The organism is Pseudomonas sp. AC172, from assembly GCF_979258595.1.
This window is the reverse complement of the sequence record NZ_OZ409868.1, coordinates 6,299,022-6,316,363: the sequence shown is the minus strand read 5'-3', so window position 1 is coordinate 6,316,363 and position 17,342 is coordinate 6,299,022. Positions and strand designations below refer to the sequence as shown.

The window sequence follows — 17,342 nt, the reverse complement described above, 5'->3', positions numbered from 1 at the left end:
GAGGAAAAGTCATGGAATTTCTGAACGCCTTTTCCCACCTCGACTGGCAGCAGGTGATGCACCTGACCTGGCAGCACATCACCCTCGTCGGCATCGCCGTGACCCTGGCAATTGTCGTTGGCGTGCCGCTGGGCATTCTGATGACGCGGTTTCCGACCCTCGCCGGCCCTTTGCAGGCCAGCGCTACGGTGCTGCTGACCGTGCCGTCGATTGCCCTGTTCGGGTTGCTGCTGCCGTTCTACTCCAAGTTCGGCCAGGGCCTCGGCCCGATGCCGGCGATCACCGCCGTATTCCTTTATTCATTGCTGCCGATCATGCGCAACACCTACCTCGCCCTCACCGGCGTCGAACCCGGTATCCGTGAAGCCGCACGCGGCATCGGCATGACCTTCGGCCAGCGCCTGCGCATGGTCGAATTGCCGATCGCCGTGCCGGTGATCCTCGCCGGTGTACGCACCGCCGTGGTGATGAACATCGGCGTGATGACTATCGCCGCGACCATCGGCGCCGGCGGTCTCGGCGTGTTGATCCTCGCCTCCATCAGCCGCAGTGACATGTCGATGCTCATCGTCGGCGCACTGCTGGTCAGTCTTCTGGCGATCTTCGCCGACCTTCTCCTGCAGTGGCTGCAACGTACGCTGACTCCAAAAGGACTCCTCAAATGATCGAACTTCAAAACCTCAGCAAAACTTTCCAAAGCAACGGCAAAGATGTCAAAGCCGTGGACTCGGTGAGCCTGACCGTCAATGAAGGCGAAATCTGTGTGTTCCTCGGGCCATCGGGTTGCGGCAAAAGCACCACGCTGAAAATGATCAACCGCCTGATCAAACCGACCTCGGGCAAGATCCTCATCAATGGCGAAGACACCACCGATCTCGACGAAGTGACCCTGCGTCGCAACATCGGTTACGTGATCCAGCAGATTGGTCTGTTCCCGAACATGACCATTGAAGAAAACATCGTCGTCGTGCCGAAACTGCTCGGCTGGGACAAACAGAAATGCCACGACCGCGCCCGCGAATTGATGAGCATGATCAAGCTGGAGCCCAAGCAGTATCTGCATCGTTATCCGCGTGAATTGTCCGGAGGCCAGCAACAGCGCATCGGCGTGATCCGCGCACTGGCGGCTGACGCACCGCTGTTGTTGATGGATGAACCGTTCGGCGCGGTCGATCCGATCAACCGCGAGATGATCCAGAATGAGTTCTTCGAAATGCAGCGCGCGCTGAACAAGACCGTGATCATGGTCAGCCACGACATCGACGAAGCGATCAAACTCGGCGACAAGATTGCGATTTTCCGCGCCGGCAAACTGCTGCAGATCGATCATCCGGACACCCTGCTGGCGCATCCGGCAGACGACTTTGTCAGCAACTTTGTCGGACAGGACAGCACGCTCAAGCGCCTGCTATTGGTGAAAGCCGAAGATGCGGCGGACAACGCGCCGTCGGTGAGCCCGGAAACTTCAGTGGCCGATGCGTTGGAGTTGATGGACGAGCATGACCGCCGTTATGTCGTGGTCACCTGTGCCGAGAACAAGGCGTTGGGTTATGTGCGCCGCCGCGACCTGCACCGCCAGACCGGCACCTGTGCGCAGTTCCTGCGTGAGTTCAACGCCACCGCCGCGTATGACGAGCATTTGCGCATCTTGCTGTCGCGTATGTACGAGTTCAATCGTGCTTGGTTGCCGGTGATGGATGCCGAGCGGGTGTTCCTCGGCGAGGTCACGCAGGAGTCGATTGCCGAGTATCTGAGCTCCGGCAAATCTCGCGGCGGCAAGACCAGCATCGTCTCGCCAGCTGAGGCTGTGGTCGCCTGATTTTCGGATGGAAACACAAATCCCTGTAGGAGTGAGCCTGCTCGCGATTGGCAATTTCAGTCGATGAAGATGTTGACTGAAAAATGTCATCGCGAGCAGGCTCACTCCTACAGGATCGGGTGTGAATTTTCGTTATTACAAGGCGGAAAATAATCTCAACACCCGCTCCTCTGAATTGTTCTCGAACCTGCTGCTCAAAACCGCCAAAATCCCCCTCACCCCCACCTTTCGCCGCCAACGTCGCCGATGTTGACGCGATCACACTTACCCATGACTTAGCCGACATAATCCGCGAACGTGCAGATATTTTTAACACTCAAAAATTCTCGGGGAACATCTGCCCGTCATCTCGGTCGGCTACAAAGAGTGATGAACGCGACGCACGTCAGAAGCGTGCAAAAACGCGACATTTTTAGTTGATCTCAGGCCCCTCACGCCCTAAAGTTCGCGCCGAACGTCCATGCTGGAAACGATCCATCCGGCTCAAGTACTGACGACGAGACAGCAAGGCCAAGGGTAAAACCACCCATGGCCTTTTTGCTTTCGGCGACATGCCTTGGGAAGTAGGCGAACCAAAGTGGGGATACGGAGGACGTTCATTTGCACCCATTGATTAACGACGTTTGCCACTAGGAGTCCCAAGTATGTCGATCCAGGTCGAAGACTATTTCGCGCGCGCTACATTCGACAAAATGAAGGCGTTCGCCGACAAACAGGAAACCCCGTTCGTGGTGATCGACACCGCGATGATCGCCCAGGCCTACGATGACCTGCGTGCCGGTTTCGAATTCGCCAAGGTCTACTACGCCGTCAAGGCCAACCCGGCCGTCGAGATCATCGACCTGCTCAAAGAGAAAGGTTCGAGCTTCGACATCGCCTCGATCTACGAGTTGGACAAGGTGATGGATCGCGGCGTCAGCGCCGACCGTATCAGCTACGGCAACACCATCAAGAAATCCAAGGACATCCGCTACTTCTACGAGAAGGGCGTGCGTCTGTTCTCCACCGACTCCGAAGCCGACCTGCGCAACATCGCCAAGGCTGCACCGGGGTCGAAAGTCTATGTGCGCATCCTCACCGAAGGCTCGACCACGGCTGACTGGCCACTGTCGCGCAAATTCGGCTGCCAGACCGACATGGCCATGGACCTGCTGATCCTCGCTCGCGACCTCGGCCTGGTGCCTTACGGCATCTCGTTCCACGTCGGTTCGCAACAGCGCGACATCAGCGTCTGGGACGCAGCGATCGCCAAGGTCAAAGTGATCTTTGAACGTCTGAAAGAAGAAGACGGCATTCACCTGAAGCTGATCAACATGGGCGGTGGCTTCCCGGCCAACTACATCACCCGCACCAACAGCCTGGAAACCTACGCCGAAGAAATCATCCGCTTCCTAAAAGAAGACTTCGGTGATGACCTGCCGGAAATCATTCTCGAGCCGGGCCGTTCGTTGATTGCCAACGCCGGTATTCTGGTCAGCGAAGTGGTATTGGTTGCACGCAAGTCGCGCACCGCTGTCGAGCGTTGGGTGTATACCGACGTGGGCAAGTTCTCCGGCCTTATCGAAACCATGGACGAAGCGATCAAGTTCCCGATCTGGACCGAGAAGAAAGGCGAGATGGAAGAAGTCGTGATCGCCGGCCCGACCTGTGACAGCGCCGACATCATGTACGAGAACTACAAGTACGGCCTGCCGCTGAACCTGGCGATCGGTGATCGTCTGTACTGGCTGTCGACCGGTGCGTACACCACCAGTTACAGCGCGGTTGAGTTCAATGGCTTTCCGCCGTTGAAGTCGTTCTACGTGTAATCAATGCTCTGAATGAAGAGGCCCATGCATGCATGGGCCTTTTTTATTTGCGCAACCATGTCTCAAGGTGATCGACCATCGCCATGAACTCGTCGGCCCCTTCCTTTATACCCGCTAATTGGAAATTCAACTCTCTGAGTGTCGATACGCGCTGGGCTTTCAACAACTCATTGATCGCAGTGTCTATGCGTAAAACGGTCTCCTCGATAAACACGCTGATTTGCGCGCTCACGGAAGCCAATCCGTGAAACAACCGGGCAACATCAGCCTTGTACTCTGCGGCGCGAACGACTGCATTCCAAGACGAATACGTGATGTCCCAAACCGGTACTGTGCGGGTATCGCGGAACAGTTCCGGGACAATTGTCGGCTCGGCATGGCATTGGCAGATGCGATGGTCCATTGCCCTGACAAACACGGAGTGCAATCCGAACGACTCATCATGCACCTCTGCGATGGGGTATTTCAGTTGTTGGATCACCGCTCTGAGCGAATAAAAGCGCAGCGTCAACTCCTGGATCAGGCCCCGCACGTCAGTGGCTGGAGACAACTTCCACGTTGGCGATGCGGACAGGCTGTACAACTTGAAATCAACTTGTTCGAGCAGCTCGCTCCTCGAGGTACTTTGGCTGATGTCCCGGGTTTCGTGGGTAAATACGGTGAGATCCGAAACGTAAGCCCTGCACAAGTCCCGGGCCTCATCAGTCCATTCCCAGAACTCTTGCAGATAACGCTCATTGAAGCGTGCGTTGTTCAAGCGCGAGTCGCTGGTTAACACGGCAGGTGCATGACCGCTGGCCCTGCAGCGCTCAAATACCACGGCAATATTGTTAAACGTCGGCACAAGAGACCCAAGAAACGCCGTGTAGCGATCCAGTACGCGCCGCTGCCCGGCAGAAAACTCATAGGCAAGTGTATTCATCGCTACTCAAGAGGCGATGGGCGCACAGCCCACCGCCCCAACTCCTTACTGTTGAACCGCTTTCAGATACTTGACGACGTCGGTAATCCGGGCAATCGCGTCGGTTGCGCGGTCTTCTACCGGCTGAACCCTGTCCTGCTTGAAATCTCGGCAAAACGATTCAAAACCGGCGACCAGATTCGAAAACTCATTCACATAGCTCCAACGCCCGTCATCCAATTGATCAAGCACCTCGACCAGTTCAATTTTCCCCTCGGTCTGGACGATCTCGTTCGCGTATTTTTTGACTTGCGCTCGCAAGTCAGCGGCCTTGTCCCGGAGTTTGTTGTAGCCCGCCAGCATGTTCAGGAAGGAAATCGATTCACCAATCCCGGTAATGATTTTTTTCAGCGTGTCGACGGCCAGCAGTGCGACCGCGACCTGTGGTGGCGCCATCCCCAAGGCTTTGAGACTGTCCAGGGATAATTGCGTTTCCTTGCCGATCTTCTCTATGCCTGCCTTGGCAATCAAGTCGATGCCTTCGGCCACCGATTTCATTTCTACTTCCAGAGCGATCACTTTCTCCTCGGCTTTTACTTTCAGCGCCTGCGAGATGCCCTGATCCTGTTGCAGCGTCGCAATCCATTCCTGCGAAGCGGCTCGGTCATAGGCCGTGCTCATAGCGTTGCGGGTAGTTTTCAGATCTTCGAAGCGTTCGCAGATTTTTTTGTAGATGCTCTTGAGCTCGATTTCCATATCTTCACGGACTTCGTCTGCATCTTCCGGATAAGCAAGTTCAGCCTGAAAGCCCTTCAGTTTGGTCTGCGCGCGCTCCATAGCGATAACATCGTTCTGGGATTGATTACGGATATCAAAGCCGGTTTTCTGGATGGCATCGGCCAGTTCTTTCATGGTACGGACGGTGCCCGGCAAATAGGCGAACTGCTCAAACAACATTTGCGCTGTAACATTACGTTCCTGAACCGCGAGAGCATGCTCTCGAAGAGCAGTAACATCTAAATCAGGGTAGGTTTTAGTATTATATGGCGATAGCATCACTGTCTTGCTCCTGAATACCGAAAAGCTGTTTCCATACTCTTTATCCGCCGCTGCGAAAACGCCCAGCAGTTGATCAGAACTCGATTTAATCTGTTCCCATGGATCAATAATAGCCAGAATCTGGTTTTTGAAACGCCGCAAGGAAGTTGCCTCCAAGAGCAGGTCAGCTTCTTTGACAGAGGCACTCACATAAGTACTTAGCGCATTCCATACCAGCATCAGGTTTTGCGTGGCGACTTCAGCTTCGATGGTGACGTAGCTCAGGTTTTGCAAGTCGTCGCGTACTTTGTTCAACGAACTCAGGGTCTGGCTCTTACTGGCCATTTTCTGGTTAGCCGATTGTTGTTGTTCTTTAAGTACATTTCGTTCCTTGCGGATCTTTTCAGCTTTCACGCCCTGATAGATACCCAGAATCAAGCCACCAATGTTCAAGGTCGCTGCAGATTTGATTGCTTCCTGAACCAGTTGGTCATACTGCTTGTTGAGTTCATCGATCTCTTTCGAGCGCTGGTCAATCTCACCCTGGAGGACCTGAATGTCCGCCTGGTAAGTATTTCGCGACACAAACTCCAGGCGCAGCTTGATCTCCGGCAATACTTTTTCGCGCATATCAATGCCAAAGCTGTCCAGTTGCGCCCGCACCCGTTCGGCTTTTTCATGACACTGTCTGACCTTGCCGAGCATGTCGTTAAGGTAGGCCTTGATCTCCGGAACATCCCCTGCCGGCAATGCAAGATCAGGCAGATTGGGAATCTCTCGCTTGAGTTCCAGATATTGTTCCGGCGTGTTGATATCGTGCTCTTCCAGATACCTCGAAGCTTTCAGATCCTCATAGATCTCGACGATGCCTTTGCCTGTGCGGATGATGCTGCCGGCGAAAATCTTCAGGTCGGTTCCGGTGAGCATGACTTGCTCACGCAACGGCGACCAGCGTTTGGCGTGATCATACGTCGTAGTGAAGGTGCGCAGAAAATCTGCGGGCTTGAGGCCTACGCCACCAGTATCACCGGCACCGTAATTCAAATAAGCAATAACGTCTTGCAACCTGACGGGCAGAGACAGCCCTAGAACTTCATACTTTCTTAAACTGATAATCTGCTCTTTGGTTAACTGAATACCGGTATCCCGATTGTATTCTTCACCGTCGCCCAAAGAGGCATTAACAAATGCTTGAGGCGCCTTGGTGGCAGCCTCGACAATCTTGTTGTCAATTGTGGATTCCATAAAAGACTCCTTGTCTTAGTTGGATGATTAATTTGTCAAACAGGCAGCGAAGCGGACATTCTTTATCGCCAAGCCGACACAAACCTTAGAGCACCCAAACAAGAACAAACAAGCGTCAATATATTAAAAATCAAGACAACAAAGAACAAAGCCATATTTCCGCAAGGCAAATTAAATAACCACAAGCCCTTCGAACAACTAAAAACCCAAATAAACCCTTACTCGCCAATCCATTCATTCAGACGTAATAAGTATTCGTCTGCCAGTGCACGGATCTGCGCGTGGCGAGCGTTCGTCAATGATTCACTGGCAACCCGGAGAAATTTGGAATTCCCCCCGACCAGCGCCTTGCGCAGCCAGCCGATCGCTTCTTCGACACGTCCCTCATCCGCCAGCACCGCTGCAAAACTGAACTGCCCGCGGAAGTCACCGCCCTCGGCCGAGCGCCGATACCAGTCGCGAGCCGCCGCCGCATCCTCCGGGCATGCCTGCCCTTCTTCCAGATACCGCCCAAGCAGGTTCATCGATTTCGCATGTCCCCGCTCGGCAGCGCACCGATACAGCGCCAACGCCCGCGAATGATCCATCGCGACGCCCCGACCGGTCGCCAGCAAATTCGCGAGGTTGTACATTGCCCAATCCAGCCCGGCTTCCGCTGCGATCCGATAGTGCTGCGCAGCAACCGACGCATCCGCAGCAACGCCCCAACCATGCTCATGACAACGCCCGAGCATGTTGCGCGCCATCAAATGCCCGCGTCCCGCAGCGATGCTAAACCAGCGCAGCGCCAGCGCTTGATCCTTGGCGATGCCCTGACCGTCCAGAAGAATCTGCCCAAGCAACGCCTGCGCTTCAACCTCGCCCTCGCCTGCCGCGAGCAAAATCGCTTGCGCCGCGCGTGCCGGGCTTTCTACCAGCATGGCGCTGAGCTGCTCGCCGCTGAGGACTTCCTCGCGGCGCAGTAGGAAACTCATACCTCGACCCAGCGGCGCAGCAGATTGTGATAAGTGCCAGTGAGCCGAATCAGCGACGGGTGATCAGGCATGTCCTGGGTGAGTTGCTGGATCGCCCCGTCCATCTCGAACAGCAACGCACGCTGGCTGTCTTCGCGCACCAGACTTTGCGTCCAGAAGAATGACGCATAACGCGCACCACGAGTGACCGCGTTGACCTTGTGCAGACTGGTGCCGGGATACAAAACCATGTCACCGGCCGGCAACTTCACCCGCTGCATGCCATAGGTGTCCTGGACTTCCAGCTCGCCACCGTCGTAGTCCTCAGGCTCGCTGAAGAACAGCGTCGCCGACACATCGGTACGCACCCGTTCGATGCTGCCCTTGGGTTGGCGCACAGCGTTGTCGATGTGGAAATCGAAGCTGCCACCGGCCGTGTAACAGTTCACTAACGGCGGGAACACTTTGTGCGGCAGCGCGGCGGACATGAACAGCGGATTTTTCCACAGCCGCTCCAACATCGCCGCGCCGATTTCCTTGGCCAGCGGATGACCTTCTGGCAGTTGCAGATTGTGCTTTGCCTTGGCCGATTGAAAGCCGGCGGTAATCTTGCCATCGGCCCAATCGGCCTGCTCCAGCGCCTCACGAATGCGCTGCACTTCGTCTTTTGCGAACAGTCCGGGAATGTGCAGCAGCATGGCGATGTCACCTGATGGCAAAGAGGCGGCAATGGTATTGATTCTTATTGACTGTGTAAAACACGAGAGACGAATGAACTGGCAAAAACCGTAAGGTTAAATTGTAAAGAATGTAAATTCAGTGCGAATAACAATGTTTCGCAATTGATACGAATACTTGTTTAACCTATATTCCGCCGCCTCAAATCCTTGGGGAGGGGAATAAAAATGGCACGTCAACACGCACAATTACCGGTCAGTTCACCACGTCTGCTCGCCTCTGCAATCGGTGTGGCAATCACCGCCGGCTCCGCTGGCCAGATGGTGTTCGCTGCGGAAAAAACCGACAGCAAAGCCTCCGGCAATGCCATCGCCCTGGACGCTACTGCCATCACCGGCGAAGCGCAGGACTCGACGTCCTACCAGGTCGAAAAAGCCTCCTCGCCCAAGTACACCGCGCCGCTGGTCGACACGCCGCGCTCGGTCACCGTTATTCCGCAACAAGTCCTCAAAGACACCGGCGCCCTGAACATGCAGGACGCGCTGCGCACCGTGCCGGGCATCACCTTCGGCGCCGGTGAAGGCGGCAACCCACAGGGCGACCGTCCGTTCATCCGTGGCTTCGACGCCCAGGGCGACACCTACCTCGACGGCGTGCGCGACACCGGTTCGCAGAGCCGCGAAATCTTCGCCGTGGAAAACATTGAAGTCAGCAAGGGCCCGAACTCCGCCATCGGCGGTCGTGGCGCAGCAGGCGGCAGCATCAACCTGGTGAGCAAGAAAGCCCACCTGGGTAACTCGTTCGACGGTGGTTTCACCTGGGGTTCCGACCAGACCCAGCGCTACACCCTCGACGGCAACTACCAGTTCAGCGACACCGCCGCTGGCCGTCTGAACCTGATGAGCCACGAGAGCAACGTCGCCGGTCGCGACAAGGTCGACTACGACCGCTGGGGTATCGCGCCGTCCCTGGCGTTTGGCCTGGGCACCGACACCCGCGTCAACCTCGATTACTATCACCTCGAAAGCAACGACACCCCGGATTCGGGCGTGCCGTATTCCCTGTCCAGCCCACGCGCCAAATCCAGCCCGGACAAGCCGTACGCTGGCGGTGACCATAGCAACTTCTACGGTCTGGATCGCGACTTCCGCAAGGGCCGCACCGACACCGCGACCTTCGCCATCGAACATGACCTGAGCGACTCGCTGACGATCAAGAACACCCTGCGTCATGGCACCAGCATGCAGGATTACATCCTCACCCAGCCGGACGACAGCAAGGGCAATGTCAACAACGGCAGCGTCTGGCGCCGTGCGAATACTCGCGTGAGCAACACCGAGACCACCACCAACCAGACTGACCTGTTCGGCAACTTCTACGTTGCCGGCTTCAAGAACAGCTTCTCCACCGGTGTCGAATACACCCGCGAGGAAAGCCAGAAGTCTTCGTACAACGTCAACACTGACACCACACCGCGCACCACCAACGTGCCGGCGAGCACCAACTGCACGCCATCAATGATCGGTGCGTCGAGCGGCTACAACTGCACCTCGCTGTCGAACCCGAACCCGAACGATCCGTGGAACGGCGCGATCTCGCGCAACTACGCCGGCACTGACACCAAAGCCAACACCTACGCGCTGTACGTATTCGACACCCTGGAGTTGTCCGAGCAATGGCTGGTGAACATGGGTCTGCGTTACGACCACTTCGACACCAAGTACCGCTCCTATGAAGCCGACGGTTCGACGACCGTCAACAAAGGCGTAGAAGCCAAAGGCAAGGACACCAGCGAATTTGTCACTGGCCAGTTCGGTGTGGTCTACAAGCCGGCTGAGAACGGCAGCATTTACGCCTCCTATGCCACCTCTGCCACTCCACCGGGCAATACCCTGGGCGAAGGCATGGACGGCAACCCGTTGGGCGGCAGCGTCGATCGCAGCAAAAACCTGCTGAGCAGCGACATGGAGCCCGAAACCACCAAGAACTACGAAGTCGGTACCAAGTGGGATCTGCTCAATGATCGACTGTCGCTGACCGCTGACATCTTCCGCACCGAGAAAGAAAACGCTCGTGTGCAAGTCGACACCACCTCATACGAAAACGCCGGCAAGACCCGTGTGCAAGGTGTCGAGCTGTCGGCCAGCGGCAAGATCACCGACAAATGGCAAGTGTTCGCCGGTTACGCCTTCATGGACAGCGAACAAGTCGACGGCGGCCCGCTGAACCGCGCCACCGACGGCAATCAATTGCCAAACACGCCGAAAAACAGCGCCAGCCTGTGGACCACTTACCAGGTCACGCCGAAGCTGACCCTCGGTGGCGGTGCGTTCTACGTCGACGACGTGTACGGCAGCGTGGCCAACACCACCATGGTTGACTCGTATGTTCGTTACGACGCAATGGCGGCTTACAAGCTGACCAAGAACGTCGACCTGCAACTCAACGTGCAGAACCTGACCAACGAAACCTATTACGACAAAGCCTTCTCGACCCACTTCGCCAACCAGGCGGCGGGGCGTACGGCACTGTTGAGCACCAACTTCCACTTCTGACCGATGTGGAAACCTGTGGGAGCGAGCTTGCTCGCGAAAGCGGTGGGTCAGTGAAGCAGAGGCTGACTGACACGACGCCTTCGCGAGCAGGCTCGCTCCCACAAGGTATGCGCCGCAAGGCTCGGCCCCGTTCATTCAATTGAACGGGGCTTTTGTGCGTAATAAAGAACGCTTCTCGATAACCCACGGCATAATGCGCGCCGTGAAGACAATTTTCGAACGGACGGCGAGTGACGTGTTGAAGAAAACCCTGTTCCAGTTGCACTGGTTTTTTGGCATCACCGCAGGCCTGGTGCTGGCGTTGATGGGCATCACCGGCGCGGCCTATTCGTTTCAGGACGAAATCCTGCGGGCGCTGAATCCGTCCGTCCTGCAAGTGGAAAAGCAGGTGGCCGGCGTCCTGCCGCCCGTCGAACTGGTGGAACGTATCGAAGCCACATCCGGCAAAAAGGTTTCGATGCTCTGGGTTGAAACCGACAGTGGCAACGCCGCGCGCGTCTACTTCACGCCACCCAAAGGCGAACGTCGTGGCGAAATGCGCTACTTCGACCCGTACACCGCCGAATTCATGGGCGATGCCGTCGGCCAGGATTTCTTTGGCCTGATGCTGCAACTGCACCGCTTCCTCGCGATGGGCGATACCGGACGCAACATCACCGGCGCCTGCACGCTGATCCTGTTGTTTTTCTGCCTCTCCGGTCTGTACCTGCGCTGGCCACGTCAGTGGAACAGCTGGCGCGTGTGGCTGACGCTGGACTGGAAGAAAAAGGGTCGCGCCTTCAATTGGGATCTGCATTCGGTGGCCGGCACCTGGTGCCTGCTGGTCTATCTGCTGCTGGCGTTGACTGGGTTGTCGTGGTCCTACGAGTGGTACAACAAAGGCCTGACCAAGCTGCTTTCCGACGCACCGCAAAACGAGCGCATGCGCGGTGGTCGCGGCCCGGCGCCGGAAGGCCCGGCGCCGACGGCCGATTACGCGGCGATGTGGAGCAGCATTTACAGCGCTGCTGGCCCAGGTCTGGCGGCGTACAACATCCGCATGCCGGCCGTCGCTGGTCAACCGGCCACAGTGTTCTATCTGCTCGACAGCTCGCCGCATGATCGCGCGCTGAACCAGATCACCCTCGACCCGGCCACCGGCATCGTCAAACGTGTCGATCGCTACGCCGACAAGAGCTTCAAGGCGCAACTGCTGACCAGCATTTATGCGCTGCACGTCGGCAGTTACTTCGGCCTCGTCGGGCGGATCATCATCACCCTCGCGGCGGTGTGCATGCCGTTGTTCTTCATTACTGGCTGGCTGCTGTACCTCGATCGTCGGCGCAAGAAGAAGCAGATCAAGGATGCGCGCAAAGGCCTGGAGCAACCGGCCAGCGATGCGCCGGCATGGCTGATCGGTTTCGCCAGCCAGAGCGGTTTTGCCGAACAACTGGCGTGGCAGACCGCCGGGCAATTGCAGGCCGCCGGACTACCGGTGAAGGTGCAGCCGCTGGCGAATGTCAGCGAACAGGATTTGCGTGAATCGAACAACGCACTGTTTGTGGTCAGCACCTTTGGCGACGGCGAAGCACCGGACAGCGCCCGTGGTTTCGAGCGCAAAGTCTTGAGCAAAGCCTCGACACTCGACAGCCTGAATTACTCGGTGCTCGGTCTCGGTGATCGTCAGTATCAGCACTTCTGCGGTTTCGCCAAACGTCTGCATCAGTGGCTCGGCGAGCATGGCGGCAAGACGCTGTTTGCGCCGGTGGAAGTCGACGGTGGCGACCCCTACGCCTTGCGTCACTGGCAGACGCAACTCGGTCTGCTGACCGGACAAGCGCCGGTCGACACCTGGCAAGCGCCGAGCTACGACAACTGGACGCTGACCCGCCGCGAACTGATGAATCCGGACAGCAGCGGTTCGCCGGTTTATCTGTTGGGCTTGAGCGCACCGAACACCAGCAGCTGGCTGGCTGGTGATCTGGTCGAAGTGCTGCCGCGCAACTGCCCGTGGGCCATCGAACATTTCCTCGACGGCCTCGGCATTCGTGGCGAAACCATGGTGAAAATCAACGGCCTCGACGAGCCGCTGGAAGTCGCATTGGCTTCGCGTCAGTTGCCTGAACATCGCGCGCATCTGGTCGGTTTGCATGCGCAATCACTGGTCGATGCAATGGTGCCGTTGGCCATGCGTGAATACTCGATCGCCTCGATTGCCGCTGACGGCGTTTTGGAGCTGATCGTACGTCAGGAACAGCACGCCGATGGCAATCTGGGTATCGCTTCCGGCTGGTTAACCGAACATGCGCCAGTGGGCGGCAGTATCAGTCTGCGCGTGCGCCGCAACAGTGGTTTCCACCTGCCGAACGAACCCGTGCCGATGATTCTGCTGGGCAACGGCACCGGTCTGGCCGGGTTGCGCAGCTTGCTGAAAGCGCGGATTGCCGACGGTCAGCAGCGCCAGTGGTTGCTGTTTGGCGAGCGCAATCGTGAGCACGATTTCCTCTGCCGCGCGGAACTGGAGGAGTGGTTGATCAATGGTGACCTGGAGCGACTGGATCTGGCGTTTTCGCGGGATCAGGAGGAGAAGGTTTATGTGCAGGATCGTTTGCGTGAGTCGGCGGGTGAGTTGAAGAAATGGCTGGCGGATAGTGCCGTTATTTATATCTGCGGCAGCTTGCAAGGTATGGCCTCGGGCGTAGATCAAGCGCTCAATGACATCCTCGGTGCCGCCGAAGTCGAGCGACTGATTGAGCAGGGCCGCTATCGTCGCGACGTTTACTGACCCCACACCATCCCCACTGTGGGAGCGAGCCTGCTCGCGAAGGCGATTTAACACTCAACATTGATGTTGGATGTCACTCCGCTTTCGCGAGCAGGCTCGCTCCCACAGAGGATGCGCTGATCAAACCGGTTGCAGTTTTTTCTCGAAAACCGCCACCCCATTCAAATCCCGCAACACCACATTCATCTCCCCACTTCCCCCTTCAATATTCACCTCGCCAAAAAACTGAAACCCGGCAAACGGCGAAGTGTTCTGCTCCGGCGGCGCCTTCTCGAACACCACCTCCGGGCCAAAGGTTTTATCCAGCGGATTGGGCCCGAAACTCCCGGCATTCAGCGGCCCGGCGACAAACTCCCAGAACGGTTCGAAATCCTGAAACGCCGCCCGATCCGGGTGATAGTGATGCGCCGCGCAGTAATGCACGTCGGCCGTGAGGAAGACAAAATTGCGCACTTGCTGCGCACGCAGGAATCCGAGTAATTCAGCGATTTCCAGTTCGCGCCCCTGCGCCGGTCCTGGGTCACCATTGGCCACCGCTTCCCAGCGCGCGACACCCGGACTGACCTCACCATCAGGCACGCCCAGACCAATCGGCATGTCAGCGGCAATGACCTTCCACTGGGCTCTGGATTTCTTCAAACCGCGCTTGAGCCAGTCCAGTTGCTCGCGACCCAGAAACGGTTTCGCCGCGCCAAGGTTGTCGTCATTGGCGCCGCGATAACTGCGCATGTCGAGCACGAACACATCGAGCATCGGCCCGTAACTGAGCTTGCGATAAATCCGTCCGCCACCGTCGGCAGCCTGCAAACGCATCGGCGAATATTCCAGCCAGGCCTTACGTGCGCGCCCGACCAGGGTGTGGATATCTTTCTCCTGATAACGCTCGTCGAGTTGTTTGCCCGGCGACCAGTTGTTGACCACCTCATGATCGTCCCACTGCCAGATCTGCGGCACTTCAGCGTTGAAGCGGCGGATGTTTTCATCCATCAGGTTGTAGCGGTAGTTGCCGCGATAGTCGTCGAGGGTCTGCGCGACTTTGCTCTTGGCTTCGGTCGTGATGTTGCGCCAGATGCGCCCACCTTCGGTGGTGAGCTGCGCGGGCACCGGGCCGTCGGCGTAGATGGTGTCGCCGCTGTGGATAAAGAAGTCCGGCAGACGCAGGCGCATGGCTTCGTAGATGCGCATGCCGCCGATGTCCGGGTTGATGCCGAAGCCCTGGCCGACGGTGTCACCGCTCCAGACGAAACGAATGTTGCGCCGCGCCGTCGGTGCGCTGCGCAGGTGGCCAAGCCAAGGTTCGCTGGCAACGCCGGTGCGGGCGTCCTTGAAATACACCCGATAGAAAATTGCCTGATCGGCGGGCAGTCCGGTGAGTTCAACGCGGGCGGTGAAGTCGCTGCGGGCATCGGCGAGCACCGAGACCACCCGGCGCGGATGGCGAAACTGGCTGCGGTTGTCCCACTCGACAACCATATGCGCCGGGCGATCGCTGCGGCTCCAGATCATCGCGCGGTCGCCCTGCAGGTCGCCGGACTGCACGCCATCGGTCAGAAGTGGACGGTCCTTGACCGATGCAATCACCGCCGGCGCCAGGCCTGGCATCAGTAATCCGGCGCCGACAACCTGCACGACGCGCCGGCGACCGGGGTTGAAATCGCTCATGGTGTTCTCCCTGAAAAAAGGAAAACTTAAGCACGCCTATATGAACTCGCCATGACACCAGAAACACCACACAACCAATGTGGGAGCGAGCTTGCTCGCGAATGCTTCCTATCAGTCGAAATCTTATTCGCTGACACACCGCTTTCGCGAGCAAGCTCGCTCCCACAGGGATTTGTGGTGCCAGTTAAGCCTTGGCCGGTTCCAGCGCCAGCTCGACGGCCTCGGGGCGCTTGACCGTTGCGTACACAATCGCGGTCAACAAACTCCCCGCGACAATCGCCAGCAAATACAGCAACGCATGATTGATCGCATTCGGAATCGCCAACACAAACAAGCCACCGTGCGGCGCCATTAGTTTGCAGCCGAAGTACATCGACAACGCACCGGTCAACGCTCCACCAGCAATGCTCGCCGGGATCACCCGCAACGGGTCTTTCGCGGCAAACGGAATCGCCCCTTCGGAGATAAAGCACAGGCCCAGCACCAGCGCCGCTTTCCCGGCCTCGCGCTCAGTCTGGGCGAACTTGCGCCGCGCGATAAACGTGGCAATGCCCAGGCCAATCGGCGGCACCATACCCGCCGCCATGGTCGCCGCCATCGGTGCATAACTCTGCGACGCCAGCAGCCCCACCGAGAACGCATACGCGGCTTTGTTGATCGGCCCGCCGAGGTCGACGCACATCATGCCGCCGAGCAATACACCGAGCAGAATCGCGTTGGTGGTGCCCATGCTGTCGAGAAAATTCGTCAGCGCCAACAGCATCCCGGCGACGGGTTTGCCGACCACGTAGATCATCACCAGACCGGTGAACAGACTGGCGAACAACGGGATGATCAGAATCGGTTTCAGCGCTTCAAGGCTTTGCGGCAACGCGACATAACGGCTGATCGCTTTCGCCGCGTAACCGGCGATAAAACCAGCGACGATGCCACCGATAAACCCCGCGCCCAACGTACTCGCGAGCAAACCACCAATCATCCCCGGCGCCAGGCCCGGACGGTCAGCAATCGAATAGGCGACGTAGCCGGCCAGCAACGGCACCATCAATTTGAACGCGGTCTCGCCGCCGATCTGCATCAGCGCAGCGGCCAGCGTGCCCTCTTCCTTGAACGCGGTAATACCGAACACGAACGACAGCGCGATCATCAAACCGCCGGCCACCACCATCGGCAACATGAACGAGACACCAGTCAGCAGGTGTTTGTAGATGCCGGTGTTCTCTTGTTTGGCCGGTGTGTGGCCGTCGCTTGCTGCGCTCTCCACAGCGCCTTCGGCCAAGGCTTTTTTCAGCGTCGCCTCCGATTGTTTGAGCGCAATGCCGGTGCCGCAACGATAGATTTTCTTGCCGGCGAAACGCTCGGTGGCGACCTCAATATCCGCCGCCAGCAACACCACATCCGCTTCGGCAATTGCCGCTGCGCTCAACGGGGTTTTCGCGCCCACCGAGCCTTGGGTTTCGACTTGCAAGTCATAGCCCAGACGCTTGGCGGTTTGCTGCAAGGCTTCGGCGGCCATGAAGGTATGGGCGACACCGGTCGGGCACGCGGTGATGGCAACGATGCGTGGCACACGCGGTGCATCAGCAACCGGCTCAGCCGCGCTGGCGACGTAGACCTCAGCCTCTTCAGCGCCACGGCGCAGCACCGCTTCGACATCCTGCAACGCCTGCGCCGGGGCAATCTGGAACACCCGTTTGCCGACAAAGCGGCTCATGTCGACCGCACCTGTGGTGACCAACAAAACCCACTCGGCCGCTGCAACGGTCGCCGCCGACAACTCGCGTTCCGGGTGCGCCGCATCGACCACTTCAACGCTGGTGCTCCAGCCCTGACGCTGCGCCGCCGCATCGAGCAAACGCGCGCACAGCACACTGGTGACCATGCCGTTCGGGCAAGCCGTAACAATGGCTAATTTCATG

The 17,342-nt window shown here is 57.9% G+C and carries 11 protein-coding genes; 5 read left to right on the top strand and 6 right to left on the bottom strand.

The genetic code is table 11. The features are described 5' to 3' along the window. Positions 1 to 11 precede the first annotated feature (11 nt). From ACZ0A4_RS28380 to ACZ0A4_RS28370, 3 genes are all read left to right on the top strand, one after another. Positions 12 to 665, top strand: coding sequence for an ABC transporter permease (locus ACZ0A4_RS28380; RefSeq protein ID WP_064585940.1), 654 nt, complete (start codon positions 12 to 14; stop codon positions 663 to 665). Continuing rightward, the gene (locus ACZ0A4_RS28375) at positions 662 to 1,819 is read left to right on the top strand and encodes an osmoprotectant ABC transporter ATP-binding protein OsmV (RefSeq protein ID WP_463577275.1); all 1,158 of its coding nucleotides are present in this window, start codon (positions 662 to 664) and stop codon (positions 1,817 to 1,819) included. The genes ACZ0A4_RS28380 and ACZ0A4_RS28375 overlap by 4 nt, the downstream gene beginning before the upstream one ends. Before the next feature lie 644 nt (positions 1,820 to 2,463). After that, entirely contained in the window at positions 2,464 to 3,627 is a 1,164-nt protein-coding gene (locus ACZ0A4_RS28370) for a type III PLP-dependent enzyme (RefSeq protein WP_034154440.1), read from the top strand. A 43-nt stretch (positions 3,628 to 3,670) separates the two neighbouring features. On the opposite strand, the gene ACZ0A4_RS28365 is transcribed toward ACZ0A4_RS28370, so the two are convergent. The 4 genes from ACZ0A4_RS28365 to ACZ0A4_RS28350 form a co-directional block, all read right to left on the bottom strand. Further along, complete coding sequence (locus ACZ0A4_RS28365) at positions 3,671 to 4,549, bottom strand: hypothetical protein (RefSeq protein ID WP_463577273.1); 879 nt, start codon at positions 4,547 to 4,549, stop codon at positions 3,671 to 3,673. Positions 4,550 to 4,594: 45 nt separating this feature from the next. After that, positions 4,595 to 6,811: an alpha-xenorhabdolysin family binary toxin subunit A gene (locus ACZ0A4_RS28360; RefSeq protein WP_463577271.1), complete on the bottom strand. Its 2,217-nt coding sequence runs from the start codon at positions 6,809 to 6,811 to the stop codon at positions 4,595 to 4,597. A gap of 218 nt (positions 6,812 to 7,029) precedes the next feature. Further along, a complete protein-coding gene (locus ACZ0A4_RS28355) occupies positions 7,030 to 7,785 on the bottom strand; it encodes a tetratricopeptide repeat protein (RefSeq protein ID WP_463577269.1) in 756 nt (251 codons plus the stop codon). Continuing rightward, positions 7,782 to 8,462: a Fe2+-dependent dioxygenase gene (locus ACZ0A4_RS28350; RefSeq protein WP_463577268.1), complete on the bottom strand. Its 681-nt coding sequence runs from the start codon at positions 8,460 to 8,462 to the stop codon at positions 7,782 to 7,784. The genes ACZ0A4_RS28355 and ACZ0A4_RS28350 overlap by 4 nt, the downstream gene beginning before the upstream one ends. Positions 8,463 to 8,669: 207 nt before the next feature. On the opposite strand from ACZ0A4_RS28350, the gene ACZ0A4_RS28345 reads away from it, so the two are divergent. Together ACZ0A4_RS28345 and ACZ0A4_RS28340 are read left to right on the top strand one after the other, a co-directional pair. Continuing rightward, complete coding sequence (locus ACZ0A4_RS28345; protein WP_463577266.1) at positions 8,670 to 10,997, top strand: TonB-dependent receptor; 2,328 nt, start codon at positions 8,670 to 8,672, stop codon at positions 10,995 to 10,997. 235 nt (positions 10,998 to 11,232) lie between these two features. Next, positions 11,233 to 13,761 carry a PepSY domain-containing protein gene (locus tag ACZ0A4_RS28340; protein WP_463577651.1) on the top strand — a complete coding sequence of 843 codons (2,529 nt, stop codon included), beginning with the start codon at positions 11,233 to 11,235 and terminating at the stop codon, positions 13,759 to 13,761. Positions 13,762 to 13,881: 120 nt separating this feature from the next. Here ACZ0A4_RS28340 and ACZ0A4_RS28335 read toward each other — a convergent pair whose 3' ends face one another. Then, positions 13,882 to 15,423: an alkaline phosphatase D family protein gene (locus ACZ0A4_RS28335; RefSeq protein ID WP_463577265.1), complete on the bottom strand. Its 1,542-nt coding sequence runs from the start codon at positions 15,421 to 15,423 to the stop codon at positions 13,882 to 13,884. Positions 15,424 to 15,607: 184 nt separating this feature from the next. Next, positions 15,608 to 17,341, bottom strand: coding sequence for a PTS fructose-like transporter subunit IIB (locus ACZ0A4_RS28330; RefSeq protein WP_463577263.1), 1,734 nt, complete (start codon positions 17,339 to 17,341; stop codon positions 15,608 to 15,610). Between the last annotated feature and the right edge of the window lies 1 nt (position 17,342).